The organism is Enterobacter sp. JBIWA008 (assembly GCF_019968765.1).
GTDB lineage: Bacteria > Pseudomonadota > Gammaproteobacteria > Enterobacterales > Enterobacteriaceae > Enterobacter.
This window is the reverse complement of the sequence record NZ_CP074149.1, coordinates 1,112,264-1,135,915: the sequence shown is the minus strand read 5'-3', so window position 1 is coordinate 1,135,915 and position 23,652 is coordinate 1,112,264. Positions and strand designations below refer to the sequence as shown.

The following is a 23,652-nucleotide window of genomic DNA, read 5'->3' as shown; positions in this document are numbered from 1 at the left end:
TATCCTCTGAGATAAATCCTGGAAAGGGATCAGGCCGTTAGCGAAGACGCGTCGCTGCGCAGCGTGGGGCAGAGCTGAAGCATTTCCAGTAAAATCGCCACGTAGCTGCTGGCTTCCTCTTTGAGATCAAAGGATTGCGGCGCGAAAAGCCAGTTCTCCATCAGACCTGAAATGTAGCTGCGCATCAGGATTGCCGCCCGTCGGGTCAGGAGATTGGCCGGTAACAGTTTTGCCTGCACGCACAGGTTCAGGTTCTGTTCGATACGATCATAGCTCTCCAGACTAAGGCTGCGCTGTGCCTGCTGCACCACCGCCATCTCGCCCACGAACTCGCATTTATGAAAAATAATCTCCATCATTAATCTGCGACGTTCTTCAACTACAGTTGCTTCAAGGATATATACTAATATTTCTCTTAATACTGAGAGTGGATCGTCAGGGAATTTTGCCCGATACTCACTCTCGAGATCGCTAATGCTGGACTCTGAAAGCTCCCAGATTTCACTGAACAGATCTGACTTATCTTTAAAATGCCAGTAAATCGCTCCTCGCGTCACACCGGCAGCCTGAGCAATCTGCGCCAGCGAGGTGGATGAAACACCCTGCTGCGAGAACAAACGTATTGCCACATCCAGAATGTGTTGTCGGGTTTCCAGCGCTTGTTGTTTAGTTTTTCGTGCCATAGGTGGGTGAATTTACAGGAGTCAGATTTACATACATTTATGAATGTATGTACCATAGCATGACGATAATATAAACGCAGCAATGGGTTTTAGACTCAGGACCCTTGATCAATTTGAAATCGGACACTCGAGGTTTACATATGAACAAAAACAGAGGGTTAACGCCTCTGGCGGTCGTTCTGATGCTCTCAGGCAGCTTAGCGCTAACAGGATGTGACGACAAACCGGCTCAACAAGGAGCTCAGCAGGCGCCAGAAGTAGGCGTTGTGACGCTCAAATCTGAACCTCTACAAATCACCACCGAATTACCAGGCCGTACAAATGCTTACCGCATTGCGGAAGTTCGTCCTCAGGTTAGCGGCATTATCCTTAAACGTAACTTCACCGAAGGCGGTGATGTGAAGGCCGGTGAGTCCCTGTATCAGATTGATCCAGCAACCTATCAGGCCTCTTATGAAAGTGCGAAAGGCGACCTGGCGAAAGCACAGGCCGCGGCCAAAATTGCTCAGCTGACGTTGAACCGCTACCAAAAACTGCTCGGTACCAAGTACATCAGCCAACAGGATTACGATACCGCCCTGGCAGATGCACAGCAGGCTAACGCGAGCGTGGTGGCCGCCAAAGCGGCCGTCGAAACCGCGCGCATTAACCTGGCCTATACCAAAGTGACCTCCCCTATCAGCGGTCGTATTGGTAAGTCTTCCGTCACGGAAGGGGCACTGGTGCAGAACGGTCAGACCACTGCGCTGGCGACCGTACAGCAGCTCGATCCGATCTACGTTGACGTGACGCAGTCCAGCAACGATTTCCTGCGCCTTAAGCAGGAGCTGGCTAACGGCACCCTGAAACAGGAAAACGGCAAAGCAAAAGTGGAGCTGATCACCAACGACGGTATCAAGTTCCCGCAGGAAGGGACCCTGGAATTCTCTGACGTGACGGTCGACCAGACTACCGGCTCCATCACCTTACGTGCGATTTTCCCGAACCCTGACAAAAATCTGCTGCCAGGTATGTTCGTTCGCGCGCGTCTGGAAGAAGGAACGAATCCAACCGCACTTCTGGTTCCACAGCAGGGTGTGACCCGTACGCCACGAGGCGATGCGAGCGCGCTGGTTGTTGGGGCTGATGACAAAGTCGAAACGCGCAATATCACCGCCACTCAGGCGATTGGCGATAAATGGCTGGTGACGGAAGGTCTGAAAGATGGCGATCGCGTGATTGTTACTGGTTTGCAAAAAGTTCGTCCTGGCGCGCAGGTTAAAGCACAGGAAGTGAAATCTGACGATAAACAACAAGCTTCGGCCGCTGGCCAGTCAGAACAAACCAAGTCTTAACTTAAACAGGAGCCGTTAAGACATGCCTAATTTCTTTATCGATCGCCCCATATTTGCGTGGGTGATCGCCATTATCATCATGCTGGCCGGGGGACTTGCGATCCTGAAGCTGCCTGTCGCGCAATATCCAACGATTGCGCCACCGGCGGTGACAATTTCCGCAACCTACCCGGGAGCTGATGCGAAAACGGTGCAGGACACCGTCACCCAGGTTATCGAACAGAACATGAACGGTATCGATAACCTGATGTACATGTCCTCAAACAGTGATTCCACTGGTACGGTACAGATCACCCTGACCTTCGAGTCAGGTACGGATGCTGACATTGCGCAGGTTCAGGTGCAGAACAAACTGCAGCTGGCAATGCCTTTGCTGCCGCAGGAAGTACAACAGCAGGGTGTGAGCGTCGAGAAATCGTCCAGTAGCTTCCTGATGGTTGTCGGCGTTATCAACACCAACGGTACCATGACGCAGGAGGATATTTCCGACTACGTGGGCGCCAACATGAAGGACGCCATTAGCCGTACTTCAGGTGTGGGTGACGTGCAGCTGTTCGGTTCCCAGTACGCGATGCGTATCTGGATGGATCCGAACAAGCTGAATAACTTCCAGCTGACGCCGGTTGACGTGATCAGTGCGATTAAAGCGCAGAACGCCCAGGTGGCTGCCGGTCAGTTGGGCGGTACACCGCCGGTGAAAGGCCAGCAGCTTAACGCCTCGATCATCGCGCAGACCCGTCTGACCTCTGCCGATGAGTTCAGCAAAATTCTGCTGAAAGTGAATCAGGACGGTTCGCAGGTTCGCCTGCGCGATGTGGCGAAAGTTGAGCTGGGCGGTGAAAACTACGACATCATTGCGAAGTTTAACGGTAAACCAGCTTCCGGTCTGGGTATCAAACTGGCGACAGGCGCTAACGCCCTGGACACCGCCACGGCGATCCGCGCAGAACTGAAGAAGATGGAACCTTACTTCCCGTCAGGTCTGAAAATCGTTTATCCGTACGACACCACGCCGTTCGTCAAAATTTCGATTCATGAAGTGGTTAAGACGCTTGTTGAGGCGATCATCCTGGTATTCCTGGTGATGTATCTGTTCCTGCAAAACTTCCGCGCGACGCTGATTCCAACCATCGCCGTTCCGGTCGTTCTGCTGGGGACATTTGCCATCCTTGCGGCCTTTGGGTTCTCGATAAACACCCTGACGATGTTCGGGATGGTGCTCGCCATCGGCCTGCTGGTGGATGACGCCATCGTGGTAGTTGAGAACGTCGAGCGCGTGATGGCGGAAGAAGGTTTGCCGCCGAAGGAAGCGACCCGTAAATCGATGGGTCAGATCCAGGGCGCGCTGGTCGGTATCGCGATGGTACTGTCCGCGGTATTTATCCCGATGGCCTTCTTCGGTGGCTCTACCGGTGCGATTTACCGCCAGTTCTCCATTACCATTGTTTCCGCGATGGCGCTGTCGGTACTGGTCGCGTTGATCCTGACGCCTGCCCTCTGTGCCACCATGCTCAAGCCGATTCAGAAAGGCGGTCACGGTGAGCATAAAGGGTTCTTCGGCTGGTTTAACCGCATGTTTGATAAGAGCACGCACCACTACACCGACAGCGTGGGCAACATTCTGCGCAGCACCGGTCGTTACCTGCTGCTCTATATCATCATCGTTGTCGGCATGGCCTTCCTGTTCGTTCGTCTGCCAAGCTCGTTCCTGCCAGATGAAGACCAGGGCGTGTTCCTGACGATGGCACAGCTTCCGGCAGGTGCCTCGCAAGAGCGTACCCAGAAAGTGCTGGATGAAGTGACCGATTACTACCTCACCAAAGAGAAAGCCAACGTTGAGTCCGTGTTTGCGGTTAACGGCTTTGGCTTTGCGGGTCGTGGTCAGAATACCGGTATTGCCTTCGTTTCTCTGAAAGACTGGTCTGAACGTCCGGGCGAAGAGAACAAGGTTGAAGCCATCACCGGCCGCGCAATGGGCACCTTCTCGCAGATTAAAGATGCGATGGTCTTCGCCTTTAACCTGCCAGCGATTGTTGAACTGGGTACCGCGACCGGCTTCGACTTCCAGCTGATTGACCAGGGCGGTCTGGGTCACGAAAAACTGACGCAGGCGCGTAACCAGCTGTTTGGTGAAGTCGCTAAGCACCCTGACCTGCTGGTCGGCGTGCGTCCAAACGGCCTGGAAGATACGCCGCAGTACAAGATCGACATAGACCAGGAGAAAGCCCAGGCTCTGGGCGTATCCATCAGTGACATCAACACCACGCTGGGCGCAGCCTGGGGCGGTAGCTACGTCAACGACTTCATCGACCGCGGTCGTGTGAAGAAAGTGTACGTGATGTCAGAGGCGCAGTACCGTATGTTGCCAAACGATATCAACAACTGGTTCGTGCGCGGCAGCAATGGTCAGATGGTTCCGTTCTCTGCGTTCTCAACGTCACGCTGGGAATATGGTTCACCGCGTCTGGAACGCTATAACGGTCTGCCATCGATGGAGATCCTGGGTCAGGCTGCTCCGGGCCGAAGCACCGGTGAAGCCATGAACCTGATGGAAGAGCTGGCGAGCAAACTGCCTGCGGGTATCGGCTATGACTGGACCGGTATGTCCTATCAGGAACGTCTGTCCGGTAACCAGGCTCCTGCCCTGTACGCCATTTCTCTGATTGTGGTCTTCCTGTGTCTGGCGGCACTGTACGAGAGCTGGTCGATTCCTTTCTCCGTTATGCTGGTGGTTCCACTCGGGGTTATCGGTGCGCTGCTTGCGGCGACGTTCCGTGGACTGACCAACGACGTTTACTTCCAGGTAGGCCTGCTGACAACCATTGGCTTGTCGGCGAAGAACGCGATACTTATCGTGGAATTCGCCAAAGATCTGATGGAGAAAGAAGGCAAAGGTCTTATTGAGGCGACGCTTGAGGCGGTTCGTATGCGTCTGCGCCCAATCCTGATGACGTCACTGGCGTTTATCCTCGGCGTACTGCCGCTGGTTATCAGCTCCGGTGCAGGCTCCGGCGCGCAGAACGCAGTAGGTACAGGTGTAATGGGCGGCATGGTCACCGCAACCGTACTGGCTATCTTCTTCGTACCGGTGTTCTTCGTGGTGGTTCGCCGCCGCTTTAGCCGAAAGAATGAAGATGTTGAACACAGTCATTCGGTAGAACCTCACTGATACCGGTTTCACATGATAAAAAGGCCGCATTAGCGGCCTTTTTCATTTCAGAAAAAAATCATAAATTACGCTTATTGTGGTTCTATTTATTTTCTGCCATCATAAATAGACATATCATAATTAACTGATAACTTAGTCGGTGAATTCAGGATTTTTTTAATTTCATATCTCCGCTTAAGATATTAGGAATATTCCTGGCAAGAAGTTCTTACAAAGCTAAGTCTGAGTCGGAACTCTTCTCATCATTTTTGCTAAGCCAATGAAACGTAAGGAAGCAATAAAACACCGTCGTTAATTTGGATTAAAACGTTGAGTCCAGGGCGACCATTTGCGTTCAGCCCCCCAGCCTGCGGTTTTATTTGTAATTTTTCGTAATAGCGCGGTGAAATCCAGGAAGGAGTGGCTTATAGTTAGGTTATCAGGAACACAGCACTCATGTAGCTAAGTCAGTTGTATCCATCCCGACAATGATGTTCGGTGAGTAAGAAATCACTCAGAAGGGGATGCGCTATGGACGAGTACTCGCCAAAAAGGCATGATATTGCGCAGTTGAAATTTCTCTGCGAATCCTTGTACCATGACTGCCTTGCCAATCTTGATGAAAGTAACCATGGCTGGGTAAATGACCCAACGTCTGCCATCAATTTACAGTTGAATGAGCTGATAGAGCATATCGCAACCTTCGCACTTAATTATAAAATTAAGTACAATGAAGATAATAAGCTCATTGAGCAAATTGATGAATACCTGGACGACACCTTTATGTTGTTCAGCAGTTACGGCATTAACGCTCAGGATTTGCAAAAATGGCGTAAATCGGGAAATCGACTATTCCGCTGTTTCGTCAACGTGAGCAGAGCTAACCCGGTGAGTCTGTCCTGTTAAAATTATTACAATTACTAAGGTGAATTTATGTCTGATAAACCACTCACAAAGTTCGATTATTTGATGCGCTTACGACGTTGTCAGTCAATTGACACGCTTGAGCGCGTCATTGAAAAGAATAAATACGAGCTTTCTGATAATGAACTGGCGGTATTTTATTCAGCCGCTGACCATCGTCTTGCTGAACTAACAATGAATAAGCTGTATGACAAAATTCCTACTTCTGTGTGGAAATTTGTCCGTTAATCTTTTAAGGGTGTCTGTAGAGTTCTACGCCTCGTTTTGAGTATTTACCTATCCCGTTATGCTCCCTGTGCCTAAGGCAGGTCTCCGTGTAAAACGCGTTCATCAGCAGCAATGTTGTGACGACAGTCACATCGGCCCCCCGGGAACGTTCCCCTTCTGGCCTGTTCCGATTACCCTGCGGTAATAACATCCAGAGAGGTTTCCAATGAGCTTAGAAAAACAGAAAATGATTGCCGGTGAACATTACCGCCCCGGCGATGAGACGTTACGGGCTGAACGACTGCGGGCCCGCCATCTGGTTTACCGCTATAACCACACCGCGCCTGATGAAAAAACAGAACGCCAGAATATTCTGGCGGAACTTCTGGGACAAAGCGCAGGAGCCTATATAGAACCAAGCTTCCGCTGCGACTATGGATATAACATTTATCTGGGCAAAAACTTTTACGCTAACTTCGACTGCGTGATGCTGGATGTCTGCCCTGTTCATATTGGCGATAACTGTATGCTCGCGCCGGGTGTTCATATTTATACTGCCACCCATCCCCTGGATGCGCAGGAACGAAACAGCGGCGTGGAGTTTGGAAAACCTGTCAATATTGGAAATAACGTCTGGATTGGTGGCCGGGCGGTTATTAACCCTGGCGTCACCATTGGTGATAATGTTGTGGTTGCCTCCGGCGCCGTCGTGACGAAAGATGTCCCGGCTGATGTAGTTGTTGGCGGCAACCCGGCAAAAATCATCAAAACGCTGTGAGGTCCCGGGGAGCCAACTGTTATAGTCTTTTAGCACCAGACTGTTACTTTTTTCAGCCTGGTGGCTCCCCTAAAATTGGCAGACACCCTGTATTGTCAACTCTTATGAAGGCAAAAAATGACCGAGATACAGCGCCTGCTTACCGCCACCATCGACGATCTAAACCTCCGCGAAAAGCGCGACAATCGCCCGCGCTTTAGCATTAGCTTTATTCGCAAACATCCTGGACTCTTTGTCGCCATGTATGCCGCCTGGCTGGCGACGCTTATTGTGATGCTGAAGTCCGAAACGCTGGTGGACTCCGTCTGGCTGCTGGTTGTACTGTTTGTCGTCTTTAACGCCTTTTTCTTTTTCGACGTGAATCCGCGCTACCGTTACGAAGATATCGACGTACTCGATTTCCGGGTCTGCTACAACGGCGAATGGTACAACACGCGTTACGTGCCTGCGGATCTTATCGAGAGCATCATGCACTCTCCGGCAGTGGAAACCCAGCAAAAAGAGAAGCTGCAGAAAATGGTCTCCACCAAAGGTCAGCTCTCTTTCTATGATGTCTTTACCCTTTCCCGCCCTGCTGCTGCGTAATTAACGCCTGCAGGCGTCGGATCCCCGGCGCAAACTGAGAAGCAGAGGTATTGCCGTAGCCTAAAACCAGACCGGTTTGCCCCAGCTTCGATTCCAGGTAATACCCGCTCAGTGCAGCGGGTGCCAGCTGAAACGCCCTCGCCTGCTCCACCAGCATCAGGTCGTCAATACCGTCTATCGCCAGCGTCAGATGCATCCCACCTTCGCCTGCCAGAATGCGGTGCGGCGTATGCAGCTCTGCGTCCAGCACCTCCCGCAGCTGCCGGTAACGCTTACGATAGAGCCGACGCATGGCGGCAAGATGACGGGCATAGTGACCTTCTTCAATAAACAGCGCCAGGGTACGTTGCTCAGCGCGATGTCCACCGCGCAGCAGCGAGCCGATGGCCGGGCGCGCCGCTTTTGCCAGCGCTGGCGGTAACACCATGAACCCCATTCGAAGTGACGGAAACAACGTTTTACTGAACGTCCCCAGATACACAACGGGCGCATTGTTGACCATTCCCAGCATCGCCGGTACGGGCTCACCGGCATAACGGAACTCGCTGTCGTAATCATCCTCGATGATCCACGCATTATGCTGCCGGGCCAGCTCCAGCAATGCCAGCCGCCGCCGCGCGCTGAGCACGCTCCCGTAAGGGAACTGATGCGAAGGCGACGTAAAAATCAGTGAGGGCGCTGGCGCATCCATCCCCTCCCAACACATTCCCTCGTCATCAACCGGTATTCCCGTCATTGCCAGGCCGGTTTTAACAAAAGCGCTCTTTGCGCCGCTGTAGCCGGGGTTTTCCACCCAGGCGACATCGCCAGGCTCGCTTACCAGCATCGTGCAGAGATTGACGCCCTCAAGCGCACCTTCGGTAATCACTATCTGGCTGGCGTCGCAATCAATACCGCGGGACAAGGCGAGATGCCGGGCAATTGCGGCCCGCAGCGACGGCTCGCCAGCCGGGTCGCCATACCCTAACAGGGCACTCCCCTCCTCGCGCAGGACACGATCGTACAATCGCCGCCACAGCGGCAGGGGAAAATAATTGATGGCCGGCGTGCCTGGGGTAAATGCCAGAACCGGCGTATCCCGGGGCACAGGCGCGGGCAGCAGCCCGACCCGTTTTGCGAGCGTGATGGCAGGATCCGGCAATGTCCGGGAGACAGAACGATGAGCTAACTGTGCCACCCGCGGTCCCTGGCGATTACGCTGCAAATACCCTTCGAGGGTGAGCTGGTCCAGCGCTGCATTGACGGTATTCCGGGAAAGGATGAGCTGCCGGGCAAGCGTTCTCGAACCGGAAAGCTGGCTGCCGGATTGTAGCCTTCCGCACAGTATGGCCTCCCGCAAAGCAAGGTAAAGCGCGCGCTGTAGCGTCTCTTGCCCGCGTGTTTTCAGGGCTGCATGGAGCAAGGTATAAAATTCATCACCCGGTATATTCATCTCGCCTCCTCATGGCACCATCAAAACATAGCGCAGTGGCTCTTTTTAAGGAACCAGCGATTCATTAGCCTGAAGCTCTTTTCAACGTCATGGAAATGAAGATGAAGATATTCAATCAGTTCGGACAGCCAGTGGGCGAAGCGCTTACCGACTGGCAACCTCGTCAGCACCCGTCCCGTGTGGTCCTCCAGGGTCACTATTGTCGGCTTGAGCCGCTGCGCGTCGAGCATGCACAAGCGCTGTTTTCTGCCTATTCCCTGGCCGAAGATACCCGAAGCTGGACGTGGCTACTGCGTGAACCCGATGCCACCGCGGAGGAATTTGCCGAATGGGTGGTGAGCGTAAGTGAGTTATCCGATCCCATCCACTTTACCGTTATGGATAACCGGACCCAGTCCCCTGTCGGGACGCTGTCCCTGATGCGGATCGATCCTACAAACGGGGTCGTGGAAGTGGGGCACGTTCACTTCTCTCCTCTTTTAAGCCGCACGCCAATGTCGACAGAAGCGCAGTATCTGCTGATGCGGTACGTGTTCGATACCCTGGGGTACCGGCGTTATGAATGGAAGTGCAATAGCCTGAACGAACCTTCCCGTAAAGCGGCACTGCGTCTGGGTTTCCAGTTTGAGGGGCGCTTTCGCCAGGCGCTGGTCATAAAAGGTCATAACCGGGATACCGACTGGTTTTCGATTCTCGACAAAGAGTGGCCGGCGCTGGCGGGCGCCTTTGAAAGCTGGCTTGCCACCGACAATTTTACTGCCGATGGCAAACAGAAAAGATCCCTGGAAAGCTGGCGAGAAACGCGCGTCTAGCGTCTTTTTTTACGTCCCTGAACCGCCTTAAAGCGCGGATTGGATTTGCAAATCACGTATAAGCGTCCCTTGCGTTTGACTATCTGGCAATCCGGGTGACGCTGCTTTGCACTACGTAATGAGTTAAGTACCTGCATGGTTAGCCCCGCTTCGCATTAAGAAAACCGCCAAAACGCTTGCGGAAGCGTGCGGCGCTTCCGTCCGTGGAGAACGTTTTCTGCTTACCGGTATAAAACGGGTGCGATTTTGAAGAAACCTCGATGGTGATGTACGGATACGTCTCGCCATCGAGTTCAATTTCGCGGTCGGTCTTAATGGTTGAGCCAACCTTGAAGTATTCATTAGCGCTGGTGTCGTGGAATACCACGGTGCGATAGGCTGGATGGATATCGGGCTTCATCGTAAATCCTTTGTGTTTTGTTATAACATAACAAAATAATATCCAGGTCAGTTTAAAAAAACAACCCCATCTTGCCTGGCGATATTTTCTCATTTGCCTGAGATAACATGAAAATCTGGCTGCCCACGTGCTATAACTATATCATTTCGCGGTAAAATCTTTCTCTTCAGGCAAGGAACTCAATGCCCAGGAACGGGTATACGAGGAAGGACACGACAGCATGAAAACCCGACATCTGGTCAGTCTGGTGACTGGCATACTTATCTTTTCTGTGCTGGTCCCCATTTGCCTGAGCATCTGGCTGGCCCATCGCCAGGCGGAAGATAAGTTTGCCAATGCGCTGGATAACTATGCGTCACGCGTGTTGGTAAGAACCGGCAGAGTTGTGGATCAGGCAAAAGAAGCGCTCGATCACCTGCAGGCCTTTGAAGGGGTGCCGTGTAGCCCGTTGCAGTTAAGGGAGATGCGCCGGGTCGCTTTCTCGTGGCGATATGTTCAGGAAGTGGTTTATATCGACAACCTTCAGCCGCTCTGCTCCTCCCTCGAGCAAACCAGTCATGCCCCCCCTTTCCCCCCTCCGATGCGCATTACCAAAGATGGTTACAGCGCATGGCTGACCACGCAAAACGATCTTGGGTTTAACCGCTACATGGCAGTGCTTGGAAAAGGCAACTACCTTGTCATGATCGATCCTGCCTCGCTGGTGGACGTGATCCCTTTCGGCGAGATAGCAATTGATGCCGCCCTGGTAGGAAGCACAACACACCGCATTTTCGCCAGCAGCAGTAAGCTCGATTCTCACATCCGCGACATGGTTCATCAGGTGCGGGGTGTGAAAAGCGTGCAGTACAACGGTTCAGTGTACGTCATGAAGTCTGTACCTGAGCTTGGATTTACCGTCGTCGCATGGGCAACGCTCAAACCACTGGCTGAAACCTGGCACCGGCAGCTTCTTTTCTGGTTACCGTTCGGCATGTTGATAAGCCTGCTCGCCGCACTGTTTGTCCTGCGGATCCTGGGACGTATCCAGTCGCCGCGCAATCGCCTGCTTGACGCCATTAACAGCCGGGATTTTGTGGTTCACTATCAGCCCATAGTGGCGCTCAGTAGCGGAAAAATTGTGGGTGCAGAAGCACTGACGCGCTGGCCTCAGCCAGACGGAAGCAGCCTCTCGCCGGATATTTTTGTCCCTCTTGCCGAGCAAACGGGGCTCATCTCGCAGCTGACGCAGTTAGTCATCGAAAAAGTGTTTGAGGATATGGGCAGCTGGCTGCACCTTCACCCCGATCAGCATATCTCCATCAACCTTTCGCCCGCCGATTTGACCTCCGGCACGCTGCCGCCGCTGCTGAATCACTTGCTGAACAAATGGAAGATCCACCCAGGCCAAATCGCCCTTGAGCTCACCGAGCGCGGCTTTGCCGACCCCAAAATTAGCGCACCGGCTATCGCTGCGTTTCGCCGTTCAGGCCACCCTGTCTATATTGATGATTTTGGCACGGGCTATTCCAGCCTGAGCTATCTGCAGGATCTGGACGTCGACACGCTAAAAATTGATAAATCGTTCGTGGATGCGCTGGAGTATAAAAACGTGACGCCGCACATCATTGAAATAGCAAAGTCGTTAAAGCTGGCGATGGTGGCGGAGGGCGTCGAGACCGCAGGGCAGCTCGCCTGGCTACACCAACACGGCGTGCAGTACGGGCAGGGGTGGTACTACAGCAAAGCGCTGCCAAAAGCGGAATTTATTCTTTGGGTGGAAAATAACCTCGGCAGGCATTCTACCTAATGGCGTTAACGCTGGTCGTTTCCGGCGCGATTGCTGCCTTGAGCCTCAGGCACGCAACCAAACGCTGGCCCGGGTTTAGCGAATTCTCCCGTAAAACGCCGTGGATCTCTGCTGCACTGATTACCGTGTTAGGGATTTACATGATCCTGCGGCCACACTCTGCGGCCGCATCTCTACGGTCAGTTAAAGGTTATGCTGCCAGCTGAAGGTATAGCGAAGCTGGCGGGTCTGCAGGATGAATTCCGGCGAGACGCTGGGGCTCCAGGAGTCGTCGCCGCCCACGCCCATATGGAACGCATCGAGGTTGAGCCAGCAGCCCGGTTCTTCCCGCAGCAGATGATGATGGGTTGTCTCACGCAGCTGCTGCTGGCCGTAGCGGCTCACCGAGAAATGGAACCGGCCGTTCAGCTGATGCGTTCCCAGCACCAGTTCACGGGTCTCACAGCGCAAACCATTTTCCGTCGGGAAGATATACGGCGTGTGCATGGCTTCGAGAGGTAATGTCCAGCGCCCCTGCTGCGCCGCCAGCTTTCTGTCCGGGTAGTTTTCATGCGGCCCCAGCCCCAGCCAGTGAACGTTTTTCGGCGTTTCGGCGAGATGAACGCTCAGGCCAATGCGCGCAGGCTCCGGGATATCAGACGCGATGTCGATCTGAATATCGCCATGCAGAACGCCCCGATCGTCCACTCGCCAGACTTTACGACTCAGAAACAGCGCGTTGCCGCGATACTCAAGGACATGCTGGGTTGTGATCACCACCTCTCCTGCATGCTGCTCAGCCTCACAGTGCAGCACGCGCGAGGTAAGATCGTACATGCCCGCCGCTTTCCAGCGTTCAACCCAGGCATTGGGATCAATCTGCGTCGCTTCACTCACGCCAATGTCGTTGTCCAGCGGCGCACGGCTGACGTTATCCGTCAGAGGTGAAAGCAGCGTTTCAGCGCCATTTCGCCACCATTGGGTCAGGTTTCCGGATGCGCGATCGAACTGCCAGCGCTGTTGACAATGGGTGATATCCAGACTGCGATCGTTTTGCGTTAACACCGGCGGCTCGCCCGCCGGAACTGGCGCGGCAATAAAAAGTGGGGCCGGAAGCGACCACTGCTCCCACGCGCAGCGATGGTCTGCCGGTGACCACGGCGTTGCCCGCGGCTGGCGTACTTCAACGTTCAGCCAGACCTCACCCGGCACGGCGTTCAGCTCCGGCAGGACGATCTCCAGACGCTGAGTGCCTTCAGGGGCCATATCCAGCGTCACCTTGCCCGCAGCGAGCACGTCCCCGTCCCGGGCAACCGTCCAGTTCAGCACTTCGTTATCGGTGTGGCGGAACAGGTAGCCGCTTTGCACCTCAATCACCAGCGGCGAGGTACTGACCCGCGTAAAGGTAAAGAACTGCTGGGCCCGCTGCGCCTCGTACAGCGCCGGGTGCGGCGTGCGATCGGGGAATACCAGCCCATTAAGACAGAACTGCCGGTCGTTCGGCTTATCGCCAAAGTCTCCGCCGTACGCCCAGAACGTATTGCCATCTTCGTCCCGTTTCGTCAGGGCCTGATCGACCCAGTCCCAGACAAACCCGCCCTGCAGGCGAGGATGGCTGCGAAACGCTTCCCAGTATTTCGCGAACCCGCCAAAGCTGTTTCCCATTGCGTGGGCATATTCGCAGAGGATCAGCGGACGCGTTTCGTCCGGCATGCCGATCCATTTCTTGATTGACCATTTAGGCACTGCCGGGAACGGCTGATCCCGATCGACCCTGGCATACATTGGACAAACAATATCGGTCGCCGCCGTGTTCGCGCCGCCGCCTTCATACTGTACCGGACGCGTCGGATCGGTGGTTTTCAGCCAGCGGTACAGCGCGTCGTGGTTTGCACCGTGACCGGACTCATTACCCAGGGACCAGATGATAACCGAGGGGTGATTACGATCGCGCTGCACCATGCGGGTCACGCGCTCGCTCATGGCGGGCAGCCAGCGCGGATCGTCAGCAAGGCGGCTCATCGGCACCATGCCGTGCGTTTCGATATTGGCTTCATCAACGACGTACAGCCCGTAGCGATCGCAAAGCCGGTACCACAGCGGATGGTTCGGGTAGTGCGAGCAGCGCACGGCGTTGAAGTTGTGCTGTTTCATGATTTCGATATCGCGGCGCATGGTCGCCTCGTCCATCACCTGGCCGTTTTCCGGGTGATGCTCGTGCCGGTTAACCCCACGGATCAACAGCGGTTTACCGTTGAGCCTCAGCAGGCCATTGCTGATGTCAACGCGGCGGAAGCCCACGTCGCACGCCTCAATCTCCAGCACCTCACCCTGCGGGTTAAGAAGCGCAATCGTCAGGCGATACAGGTCTGGCGTTTCAGCGCTCCAGAGCGCGGGCTGATCAACGGGGATCGCCGCCGTTAAGCGCTCTGCCCAGCTGCCGCGCTCGTCGACGATGGCAGACCCTGGCCGCCGGGAAACGCTGGCGCATTTTTCACCCGTGCGCCACAGGGTCACGATCACCTCGCAGGCTGCAAAGCCAGCGCCTGCCAGCGCGACATCCACCTTCAGCACCGCGCGGTCCAGCTCCGCATTCAGGTCGGTTACCACGTGATAATCGGCAATCCGGGTATCGGGTTTATGCAGCAACGTCACATCGCGGAAGATGCCGCTCATGCGCCACATGTCCTGATCTTCCAGATAGCTGCCGTCGCACCAGCGCAATACCATGACCGCCAGGCGGTTCTGCCCGGGCCGTAATGCCGCCGAAAGGTCAAATTCAGCGGGCAAGCGGCTGTCCTGGGAATAGCCCATCCACTGTCCGTTGCACCACAGATGGAACGCAGAGTTCACGCCGTCGAAGATGATGCGGGTCTGTCCGCTCTGAAGCCAGGCGTCATCCACCTCAAATGTGAGCGAGTAACAACCGGTCGGATTTTCCTGCGGCACAAAAGGCGGGTTAACGGGGATCGGATAGGTGACATTGGTATAGATGGGCGTGTCGAAACCCTGCATCTGCCAGTTAGACGGCACGGGCATCGCAACGGCATCCACGCAATCTTCGGTTATCCATGCCTGAGGAACCTGCTCCGGCGCGGTAAAGTAGCTAAAGCGCCATACCCCGTTGAGAGAGAACCTGCTGATGGATCCAGCGTCCTCTCTGGCAGAGGGTTCATTGCGCCAGCTGTGCAACGGCGCGTGTGCGGCCAGACGGTTAACCTGGGTGACTCCAGGGTTTTCCCAGTCCCGACGGGCCAGAATGGCGCTGAGGGTCAGCGGTGAAGTGGTGGACATAGTAACCTCTTTGCGAAGCGCTCACAATTTTGGTTAACATGCCCTGGCACCCGGCAATGGTAAAGCGTTCAATCGCGGGGTAGCGAGTCCGATCACAAAGTTTTATTTGCGGGCAATCTGCTCGGCAAGGAGTGCCAGGCTTCTGAGCTGCTGCGCCAGATCCTCGCGTTCGGCCTGCTGCGGCGCGCGGCGCGCGCTGGAATGACGGGTAACCAGCGTCACCGGTAGTTGAACCTGCCAGTACGCCTCGTCCCCGGAGGGGGCCAGTAGCCACTCCACGCTGCGTTCGCCCGCCTCGCGAAACGCCTGGCGAATGGTCGTCAGTGGCGGAGAAAACCAGGCGCTGTCGGCCGTATCGTCAAACCCAACCACCGAAAGCTGGCCAGGGATCGCTACCCCTTTTTCCGCGCAGGCGCGCATCACCCCGAGCGCCATCTGATCGTTCGCCACCAGAATGGCATCCGGAAATACCGTCCCCGACAGAAGGACATGCCCTTTCTCATAGCCGCTGGCGGCGCTCCAGTCACCGTAAGCCACCGCAACCGCCTCAAGACCCGCCTGCGCCAGCGTTGCTTTCCACCCCGCCAGGCGAGCGCGCGCGGAGACCGAGCTTTCCGGGCCGCTCAGCAAGGCAATATGCCGATGCTCCAGCGAAAGCAGATGCTCGACGCCCAGACGCGCCCCCTCCTCTGCGTTAAACACAAGGCTGTTTACCCGCGCTGAGGCGGATACATCAAGGAATAGCACCGGGACGGGCGACGCCAGCGCCCTGAGCTCTTCGGCGTGCGGATCGTCAAGCGGCACATTCACCAGCAGCGCCTCCACCCGCTGTGCCAGCAGCGCCTGAAGCGCGGCATGGCACTGCCGGGGTTGCTCCACCATGGAGATAAGGACGCTCGCCCCCTGTTCCGCCGCACGCGATTTGACCGCCGACACAATTTGCGAAGGCGCGTGCAGGGCCAGGTCAGTGGTGATAAGACCCAGCGTACGGGTACGTTTACCCGCCAGCTGCTGCGCGCGAAGGTTTGGAACGTAGTGCAGCTCCGCCATCGCCTGCTGCACCTTTTCCCGCGTGCGGGCAGACACATGTTCCGCGTCGTTAATGACGCGGGAAACGGTCTGATAAGAAACCCCCGCAAGGAGGGCGACATCATAGAGAGTGATTGCTTTCATGCTTTCCGGCATCGCGATTTTCGAAGCGTATATTCTGGCACAGCGACGCCGTTAAAACATGTGAGCGCTTCGCAAAATTAAACAACCCGCTCCGGCTGAGGTATTTCCTCAGTGCGCGGCTTCTGGCGGAACCAGGGCAAACAGAGCTGAATAAGCGGGCCAATGGTCAGGGCATACAGCACCGTCCCCACGCCAAACGTGCCGCCAAGCACGCACCCAATCAACAGGACGGACACTTCAATCGAGGTACGCACGCTGCGAATGGACCACCCCAGCCGGGCATGAATGCCGGTCATCAGGCCGTCGCGCGGGCCAGGCCCGAAGCCGGCGCCGATGTACATACTGGTCGCAATCGCGTTCATCACGATGCCCGACACCAGGAAAGCAATTCGAACGGGTAACGAATCCAGCTCCGGGATAAGCGCCATGCTGGCATCCGCCGCCAGGCCTATACAAATCACGTTACTTATCGTGCCAAGGCCCGGCATCTGACGCAGCGGGATCCACAGCAGCAGCACCGCAGCGCCGGTCACAATGATCACCGTCCCGATAGTCATCCCCAGCTGCATCCCCACCCCAAGGTGAAAAACATCCCAGGGATCGACACCCAAATCAGAACGAATAAACATTACGGTGGAAAGGCCATACAGCCCTAAACCGACATAGAGTTGTAGCAGACGACGTACCATTTTTATCTTCTCCAGTGAACCAGGCTTTCATCCTGGCCTAAAATGGCACTATGATTAATGTCCAGTTTTCAAATAGTGGACTGCATATGTCATCACGTCGCTTCGGAAGCCAGTCTCTGGTACGTCTTTTAGGCCACTGGCAGCAAGCCTCATCCCGCACCCCGCTCTGGCGACAGCTGGCCGACGCGCTGCGTCTGTTAATCCTTGATGGGCGCCTGGCTTTGAATACGCGTCTACCGGGCGAGCGTGAGCTGGCCTCTGCGCTGGACGTGAGCCGGACCACCATCGGCAGCGCCCTCGCCCACCTGCGCGAGGAGGGTTACCTTGAAAGCCGCCACGGCAGCGGGTCACGCGTGCTCCTCCCGGATACGCGCGCCGTTCCCACCCTTTCAGCGGCAAGTGCCGCACTGGATCTCTCTACTGCCGCCCTGAATGCCGGGCCGGAGATCCATCAGGCTTATGCCCATGCGCTCACGGCCATAACGCAGCATCTCTCGCTGACGGGCTACGATCAGCTTGGGCTGCCGACGCTACGGGAGGCCATCGCTGCGCGCTATACCGCGCGGGGTCTTCCCACCCGCGCAGACGAAGTGATGGTGGTCAATGGCGCCGTCAGCGGCTTTGCGCTGGTACTGCGGATGATGACCGGGCCGGGGGATCGCGTCGTGGTCGATCACCCCACCTATCCGCTGGCGATTGCCGCCATTCAGGGAGCGCAGTGCCGGCCAGTCGGGGTGTCGCTGCCGGAAACCGGCTGGGATACGGATGGCTTTGCGGCAACCCTTGCCCAGACGGCGCCGCGCCTGGCCTACCTGATGCCTGATTTTCATAATCCCACCGGGCGCTGTATGGATATCGCCACCCGTCAGGCTATTACCGATATTGCTGCACAAACCCGTACGGCGCTGGTAGTGGATGAAACGATGGTGGATCTCTGGTTTGATGCGCCTCCCCCGCCACCGCTGGCCGCCTTTAACCCGCAGGCCACCGTTATCACCTTAGGCTCTGCCGGAAAAAGCTTCTGGGGAGGGCTGCGTCTCGGCTGGATCCGCGCCTCATCGCGCACCATCGCCACGCTTGCCCAGACGCGGGATACGCTGGATTTAGGCTCGCCGCTTCTGGAACAGCTGGCGATGCATTGGCTCATTAACAACAGCGAGACGTTTTTGCCCGCACGCCGGAAGATGCTGGCGGAACGACGCGATCGATGCGGTGAACTGTTGCGCGAACATTTCCCGGACTGGAAATTCCATGAAGCGGAAGGCGGGCTCTCTTACTGGATAGAACTCCCGGGCATGCTGGCTACGCAGCTTGCCGCGCGGGCTGAGATTCTGGGGATAAACCTGGGGACCGGTACGCGGTTTGGTCTCTCTGGCGCGTTTGACCGCTATTTACGGATGCCCTTCTCGCTCGAATCAACAGAGCTTGAGCAGGCGTTGCTGAGGATCAAACCGTTATGGCTCACCCTGAATAAAAATGTGCCATCGTTGAAACGCAGCGTGATCTAATAATAAAAACTTTGAAGCAGATCATAAATAAAAACTGCTGACTGTCACATATACAGTCAGCAGTTTTCACCGGTCAGGAGTTAATGCTGAGCAGGAATAGGAAAACCTTTCAGTGAAATAACGAAGTTATCACCGTCTTTCTTTATTTTTGCGCCGGTATCACACCAGTCAGACGCAATACGAAAGAACTCATCACTTCCGACATTCCAGCCAAGACGTACATGCTTCACGTAGCCTGAACGCAACAGATCGCAGGCCTCTTTGTAGTCACTGGCAGTTGACAGTTGTTGTTTCATTTTCTCTTCTTCAGAAGTTTACGTAGAGCCTTGATTTCTTTAGGAGTAAAAGGAGATACACTCTCTTCTTCCGTATGCTGATTATCAATATCCTCTTCCGATACTCCCGCCTCTTCTACTGCTTCGAACGCCAGCAGCAGCAGTTTCTCTGTCGTCACGCTTAAATTCTCGTTATTGACTTCCGCATAGTGGCGAAGTCTTTCTTTTAGCGCGTCATCAATCTTAACGTTTAATACCGCTGTAGCCATGTTTGTCACTTCCCTTCGGAATAAGTACTTTATTTAATACACGAAGTTAACAATGTTATCCAGATATATATTTTTTTAAGTTATCGTAGTAAATAAACATCCAATTATAAAATGACAGTCTATTATTACAGGTTTATGACAATAATATTTCAATACAATGAAATATATATTACACGATATAGGCACAATATTATTGTGGGATAGCGGTTTAAGTGGAGAGGTGAAGCTGGAAGATCTTATGAGAGCATAAATGGGTGGGGGCCCTGCCAGCTACATCCCGGCACACACGTCGTCTGCCCTGGCTGCTTCCTTCCGGACCTGACCTGGTGAACAGAGTAGCGTTGCGGGAGAACCAACAGAGCCCCCATTGAGAGCGTTGATAACCAACGCGCTGGCGCATTATCCCTGTGCTAAAGCCCAATTGCAAGCGACCAGGAACCGGATGCTGGTTTCTTGCGCAAACAGGCGCAGCAATCATGAAGATCTTCGTTTATCATAGCGTTCCAGAAACTCCCCACAGGTGAAAGTATGGACGAGCACGACTCCTTTCCACAGCGCGTATGGCAAATCGTTGCCTCAATCCCGGAAGGCTATGTCACCACCTATGGTGATGTCGCGCGTCTGGCCGGTTCTCCGCGCGCGGCGCGACAGGTTGGCGGCGTCCTGAAACGGTTGCCGGAAGGAAGCACGTTGCCCTGGCATCGGGTGGTGAATCGTCATGGCGCCATTTCTCTAACCGGGCCGGATCTCCAGCGTCAGCGTCAGGCGTTACTTTCAGAAGGGGTGCAGGTGTCAGGGTCGGGTCAAATCGATTTGCAGAAATTTCGCTGGGTATACTGACCCCTCTCCCGGAGGAGAGGGGTAATGCAGAAATTACATCTGAGTCGGTGGGGTTGGCAGAGACGGCTGATTGGTCTGCGGTGCGACCGGCACTTCGGTCTGCTGCACCGGCACCAGGTTCAGGTCGATTTTTGTCCCACCGTTGTTGATTGCTTCCTGGACCGTATCGGTGATAAAGACCAGCTTACCGTTGATGGTTACCGCTGCGCTCAGCAGAATACGGGCGTTAGGCTGAACGTCCGAAGGGTTATACGGCAATACGAAGCTAAACGGCGCCTGCTTGCCTTCGGTACGAACGGCGCGCTGAGCCACGACTTTCGACGGCGCGTCGGCCAGGGAAGCATCAGACAGCGTTACCGTTAATACTGCGTCCGGTGGCAGAGCGACTCTCTGTTTAATCCAGATGGTACCGGACACATTAGGCTGCTGAATGGATTGCTGTGAAAGGGCATTTATCCCGTTCGGATCTGCAGCTGGAACCGGCACCTGGGCGCTCTTACCGGCACAGGCGGACAACGCCACCGCAATAGCTACACCACTTAGCATGGGCACGAGTTTCATTGAAGTCTCCTTATCAATGCACCAGCGGGATCGATCCCATCCGATGTCGTTTCAATCACATAACGCATTCAAGTGTGGCACAGATCACCGATTTATGCCTGAAAACGTGCCGATATTCAGATTATTCTACCCATCGGACCACTTTCATTTCTGCGTTATACTCTGCCTATCTTTCGCTACGGCGTTTATTGAGGACAACTATGAGTCAGGCACTGAACAATCTGCTGACATTACTGAATCTGGAAAAAATTGAGGAAGGACTCTTTCGCGGACAGAGCGAAGATCTCGGCTTACGCCAGGTCTTCGGGGGGCAAGTCGTCGGACAGGCACTGTACGCAGCAAAGGAGACTGTCCCGGCAGACCGTCTGGTGCATTCGTTCCACAGCTACTTCTTACGCCCTGGCGATAGCGCAAAACCGATTGTTTATGACGTTGAAGTCCTGCGAGACGGCAACAGTTTCAGCGCACGCCGCGTCGCGGCCATTCAGAACGGCAAGCCGATCTTTTACATGACCGCCTCTTTCCAGGCGCCGGAACCCGGCTACGAGCATCAAAAAGTGATGCCCCCGGCTCCGTCACCCGACTCTTTAAAATCAGAGACGGATATTGCCCGCGCGCTGGCGCATCTGCTTCCGCCGCAGGTCAAAGAGAAGTTTCTCTGCGATAAGCCGCTGGAGATCCGCCCGGTTGAGTTCCACAACCCCATGAAAGGCCATACCGCCGAGCCAAAACGCCAGGTCTGGATCCGTGCCAACGGGAGCGTGCCGGAAGATTTCCGCGTGCATCAGTATCTGCTGGGCTATGCGTCAGATTTCAACTTCCTGCCGGTGGCGCTGCAGCCGCACGGCGTTGGTTTCCTGGAAAAAGGGATGCAAGTCGCGACGATCGATCACTCCATGTGGTTCCACCGTCCATTCAACATGAATGAGTGGCTGCTTTACAGCGTGGAGAGTACGTCAGCGTCGAGTGCACGCGGGTTTGTGCGCGGGGAGTTTTATACTCAGGATGGCGTGCTGGTGGCTTCTACCGTACAGGAAGGGGTGATGCGTAATCGCGGGTGATTGTGTACGGCCTGATGCCCTCACCCTGCCCCTCTCCCACAGGGAGAGGGAATACACATTAAAAACGGCAACCTTTGGTTGCCGTTTTGCTGTTTATCAGGCGTTATACGCATTCTCGCCGTGGCTGTTGACGTCCAGACCTTCACGCTCCTGCTCTTCCGGTACGCGCAGGCCAACCGTCATATCCGCCAGCTTATAGCCAATGAAAGCGACAACGGCAGACCAGACAACGGTGATAGCAATACTTTCCAGCTGTACCAGCACCTGATGAACCATGGTGACGCCTTCTGCGTAGCCCACGCCACCGAGCGATTTCGCGGCAAAGATACCGGTCATGATACAACCAACGATGCCGCACACGCCGTGAACACCAAACACATCGCATGGGTCGTCAACGCGCAGCAGACGTTTCAGTGCGGTCACGCCCCACAGACCCGCCAGACCGGACACCAGGCCGACCAGCAGCGCACCGCCTACACCGACATAACCACATGCTGGCGTAATGCCAACCAGACCGGCAATGGCACCCGAACAGGCACCCAGCAGAGAAGGTTTACCGCGTACCGCCCACTCGCCAAACACCCAGGAGAGGATTGCCCCCGCCGTGGCCACAACGGTGTTCACGAAGGCCAGCGCGGCGATTTCGTTTGCTGCACTTGCCGAGCCGGCGTTGAAGCCAAACCAGCCAAAGTAGAGGATAGCCGTACCGGTAAACACCATCGGCAGGTTGTGCGGTTTGAACGCTTCTTTACCGAAGCCCACGCGTTTGCCAATCAGGTAGGCACCCACCAGACCCGCTACCGCGGCGTTGATGTGTACAACGGTACCGCCCGCAAAGTCCAGCGCACCATGCGTTGCCAGCAGACCGCCCCCCCAGACCATGTGCGCAATCGGCACATAGGAGAGCGTCAGCCAAACCACCACGAAGATCAGGACGGCAGAGAAACGAATACGCTCGGCGAGCGCGCCCACAATAAGCCCGACGGTAATACAGGCGAAGGAGCCCTGGAACGCAACGTGGATGTACTGATAGAAGCTGCCCATCAGCGCGGTCAGCTCAATATTTTTCAGCATCACCCAGTCGAAGTTACCAAAGAACGCGTTGCCCGTGCCGAACGCCAGCGAGTAACCGTAAACCACCCACAGCACGCAGACCAGTGCAAACGTCACGGCAACCTGCGTCAGCATGGAGAGAACGTTTTTGCCACGGATCAGGCCGCCGTAGAACAGCGCAATGCCCGGAATTGACATGAACAGCACCAGCGCGGTGCTGATCATCATAAAGGCGTTGTCGGCTTTGTCGACCACCGCAGGGGTAGCAGCCAGCGCCAGGCCCGGCAGCAGTGCCAGCGAACCCAGACCCGTTTTGAGTGTTGCTATCTTCATTTTCTCGATCCCTATCACTGTGTGCCAGGAGTTACTTACAGAGCCGCTTCGTCAGATTCGCCGGTACGAATGCGAATGACGCGCTGCAGTTCGGCAACGAAAATTTTGCCGTCGCCAATTTTGCCGGTATAGGCCGCTTTGCTAATGACATCAATGACTTCATCAAGCTGATCGTCAGCAATCGCGACATCAATTTTTACTTTTGGCAGGAAGTTAACGCTGTATTCCGCCCCGCGATAAAGCTCGGCATGACCCTTCTGACGACCAAAGCCTTTCACTTCGGTGACAGTCAGTCCCTGAATACCCATAGAAGACAACGCTTCACGCACGTCTTCGAGTTTGAATGGTTTGATTACAACCGTAACCAGCTTCATAGATCCCCTCCAGTCAGAATTCGGTAATGGCCGTAGCTTACGCAGAAGGTATTGCAAGGGGTGTGCCAGAAATGAAAACGAGGGGGAACAACGGTGCGATGAGCGTTACGCGGTTCTGTTCAACGCGTAGGTGAAAAAAAACGCACCATGC

General features: G+C 55.1%; 22 protein-coding genes, 1 other RNA gene and 2 pseudogenes. 12 read left to right on the top strand and 13 right to left on the bottom strand.

Annotated features, from left to right (window positions below; all coding sequences use genetic code 11):
- Positions 1-29 precede the first annotated feature (29 nt).
- A complete protein-coding gene (acrR, locus tag KGP24_RS05515) occupies positions 30-683 on the bottom strand; it encodes a multidrug efflux transporter transcriptional repressor AcrR (protein WP_194399725.1) in 654 nt (217 codons plus the stop codon).
- A 140-nt stretch (positions 684-823) separates the two neighbouring features.
- Between acrR and acrA the strand changes: the two genes are divergently transcribed.
- From acrA to KGP24_RS05485, 6 genes are all read left to right on the top strand, one after another.
- Positions 824-2,017, top strand: a complete 1,194-nt coding sequence (acrA, locus tag KGP24_RS05510) for a multidrug efflux RND transporter periplasmic adaptor subunit AcrA (RefSeq protein ID WP_223562619.1) — start codon at positions 824-826, stop codon at positions 2,015-2,017.
- 22 nt (positions 2,018-2,039) lie between these two features.
- Positions 2,040-5,186, top strand: a complete 3,147-nt coding sequence (acrB, locus tag KGP24_RS05505) for a multidrug efflux RND transporter permease subunit AcrB (RefSeq protein ID WP_223562618.1) — start codon at positions 2,040-2,042, stop codon at positions 5,184-5,186.
- Positions 5,187-5,696: 510 nt separating this feature from the next.
- Positions 5,697-6,071 carry an Hha toxicity modulator TomB gene (gene tomB, locus KGP24_RS05500; protein WP_008499288.1) on the top strand — a complete coding sequence of 125 codons (375 nt, stop codon included), beginning with the start codon at positions 5,697-5,699 and terminating at the stop codon, positions 6,069-6,071.
- 27 nt (positions 6,072-6,098) lie between these two features.
- Positions 6,099-6,317, top strand: a complete 219-nt coding sequence (locus KGP24_RS05495) for an HHA domain-containing protein (RefSeq protein WP_148244022.1) — start codon at positions 6,099-6,101, stop codon at positions 6,315-6,317.
- 205 nt (positions 6,318-6,522) lie between these two features.
- Positions 6,523-7,074: a maltose O-acetyltransferase gene (gene maa / locus KGP24_RS05490; RefSeq protein ID WP_223562617.1), complete on the top strand. Its 552-nt coding sequence runs from the start codon at positions 6,523-6,525 to the stop codon at positions 7,072-7,074.
- 117 nt (positions 7,075-7,191) lie between these two features.
- Positions 7,192-7,659 (top strand): YlaC family protein, encoded by a 468-nt coding sequence (locus KGP24_RS05485; protein WP_223562616.1) that lies wholly within the window; start codon positions 7,192-7,194, stop codon positions 7,657-7,659.
- Here the strand turns inward: KGP24_RS05485 and KGP24_RS05480 are convergent.
- Positions 7,631-9,091 (bottom strand): PLP-dependent aminotransferase family protein, encoded by a 1,461-nt coding sequence (locus KGP24_RS05480; RefSeq protein WP_223562615.1) that lies wholly within the window; start codon positions 9,089-9,091, stop codon positions 7,631-7,633. The genes KGP24_RS05485 and KGP24_RS05480 overlap by 29 nt on opposite strands.
- Positions 9,092-9,192: 101 nt before the next feature.
- On the opposite strand from KGP24_RS05480, the gene KGP24_RS05475 reads away from it, so the two are divergent.
- Complete coding sequence (locus KGP24_RS05475; RefSeq protein ID WP_223562614.1) at positions 9,193-9,903, top strand: GNAT family protein; 711 nt, start codon at positions 9,193-9,195, stop codon at positions 9,901-9,903.
- Here KGP24_RS05475 and ykgO read toward each other — a convergent pair.
- Positions 9,900-10,040 (bottom strand): type B 50S ribosomal protein L36, encoded by a 141-nt coding sequence (gene ykgO, locus KGP24_RS05470; RefSeq protein ID WP_003859006.1) that lies wholly within the window; start codon positions 10,038-10,040, stop codon positions 9,900-9,902. The genes KGP24_RS05475 and ykgO overlap by 4 nt on opposite strands.
- Positions 10,041-10,042: 2 nt before the next feature.
- Positions 10,043-10,303 carry a type B 50S ribosomal protein L31 gene (locus KGP24_RS05465; RefSeq protein WP_010428154.1) on the bottom strand — a complete coding sequence of 87 codons (261 nt, stop codon included), beginning with the start codon at positions 10,301-10,303 and terminating at the stop codon, positions 10,043-10,045.
- 220 nt (positions 10,304-10,523) lie between these two features.
- Here KGP24_RS05465 and KGP24_RS05460 point away from each other — a divergent pair, with 220 nt between their 5' ends.
- Positions 10,524-12,092: an EAL domain-containing protein gene (locus KGP24_RS05460; protein WP_223562613.1), complete on the top strand. Its 1,569-nt coding sequence runs from the start codon at positions 10,524-10,526 to the stop codon at positions 12,090-12,092.
- Positions 12,092-12,298, top strand: a pseudogene (locus tag KGP24_RS05455) (hypothetical protein); the annotation flags it as partial. The gene KGP24_RS05460 and the pseudogene KGP24_RS05455, both read left to right, overlap by 1 nt.
- On the opposite strand, the gene KGP24_RS05450 reads toward KGP24_RS05455, so the two are convergent.
- The 3 genes from KGP24_RS05450 to KGP24_RS05440 all read right to left on the bottom strand — a co-directional run bounded on the left by KGP24_RS05450 (position 12,276) and on the right by KGP24_RS05440 (position 17,227).
- Complete coding sequence (locus tag KGP24_RS05450; protein ID WP_223562612.1) at positions 12,276-15,365, bottom strand: beta-galactosidase; 3,090 nt, start codon at positions 15,363-15,365, stop codon at positions 12,276-12,278. The pseudogene KGP24_RS05455 and the gene KGP24_RS05450 sit on opposite strands and share 23 nt — an antisense overlap.
- Before the next feature lie 102 nt (positions 15,366-15,467).
- Positions 15,468-16,538: a LacI family DNA-binding transcriptional regulator gene (locus KGP24_RS05445; protein ID WP_223562611.1), complete on the bottom strand. Its 1,071-nt coding sequence runs from the start codon at positions 16,536-16,538 to the stop codon at positions 15,468-15,470.
- A 77-nt stretch (positions 16,539-16,615) separates the two neighbouring features.
- Positions 16,616-17,227 (bottom strand): hypothetical protein, encoded by a 612-nt coding sequence (locus tag KGP24_RS05440; RefSeq protein ID WP_223562610.1) that lies wholly within the window; start codon positions 17,225-17,227, stop codon positions 16,616-16,618.
- Positions 17,228-17,313: 86 nt separating this feature from the next.
- Between KGP24_RS05440 and KGP24_RS05435 the strand changes: the two genes are divergently transcribed.
- Positions 17,314-18,735, top strand: a complete 1,422-nt coding sequence (locus KGP24_RS05435; protein WP_223562609.1) for a PLP-dependent aminotransferase family protein — start codon at positions 17,314-17,316, stop codon at positions 18,733-18,735.
- Between the two features lie 80 nt (positions 18,736-18,815).
- Here the strand turns inward: KGP24_RS05435 and KGP24_RS05430 are convergent, their stop codons facing one another.
- From KGP24_RS05430 to ffs, 3 genes are all read right to left on the bottom strand, one after another.
- Entirely contained in the window at positions 18,816-19,031 is a 216-nt protein-coding gene (locus KGP24_RS05430; RefSeq protein WP_023326800.1) for a hypothetical protein, read from the bottom strand.
- Entirely contained in the window at positions 19,028-19,279 is a 252-nt protein-coding gene (locus tag KGP24_RS05425) for a hypothetical protein (protein ID WP_023310587.1), read from the bottom strand. The genes KGP24_RS05430 and KGP24_RS05425 overlap by 4 nt, the downstream gene beginning before the upstream one ends.
- A gap of 261 nt (positions 19,280-19,540) precedes the next feature.
- Positions 19,541-19,637: signal recognition particle sRNA small type (gene ffs / locus KGP24_RS05420), an RNA gene on the bottom strand.
- An 84-nt stretch (positions 19,638-19,721) separates the two neighbouring features.
- Between ffs and KGP24_RS05415 the strand changes: the two are divergent.
- Positions 19,722-20,119: pseudogene (locus tag KGP24_RS05415) on the top strand (MGMT family protein).
- Positions 20,120-20,152: 33 nt separating this feature from the next.
- On the opposite strand, the gene KGP24_RS05410 reads toward KGP24_RS05415, so the two are convergent.
- Positions 20,153-20,680, bottom strand: a complete 528-nt coding sequence (locus KGP24_RS05410) for a YbaY family lipoprotein (protein ID WP_223562608.1) — start codon at positions 20,678-20,680, stop codon at positions 20,153-20,155.
- Positions 20,681-20,880: 200 nt separating this feature from the next.
- Here KGP24_RS05410 and tesB point away from each other — a divergent pair, with 200 nt between their 5' ends.
- Positions 20,881-21,741 carry an acyl-CoA thioesterase II gene (gene tesB, locus KGP24_RS05405; protein ID WP_058841181.1) on the top strand — a complete coding sequence of 287 codons (861 nt, stop codon included), beginning with the start codon at positions 20,881-20,883 and terminating at the stop codon, positions 21,739-21,741.
- A 96-nt stretch (positions 21,742-21,837) separates the two neighbouring features.
- Here tesB and amtB read toward each other — a convergent pair whose 3' ends face one another.
- Positions 21,838-23,127, bottom strand: coding sequence for an ammonium transporter AmtB (gene amtB, locus KGP24_RS05400; RefSeq protein WP_024906831.1), 1,290 nt, complete (start codon positions 23,125-23,127; stop codon positions 21,838-21,840).
- A 35-nt stretch (positions 23,128-23,162) separates the two neighbouring features.
- The gene (gene glnK, locus KGP24_RS05395) at positions 23,163-23,501 is read right to left on the bottom strand and encodes a P-II family nitrogen regulator (RefSeq protein WP_008503304.1); all 339 of its coding nucleotides are present in this window, start codon (positions 23,499-23,501) and stop codon (positions 23,163-23,165) included.
- Positions 23,502-23,652: the final 151 nt, after the last annotated feature.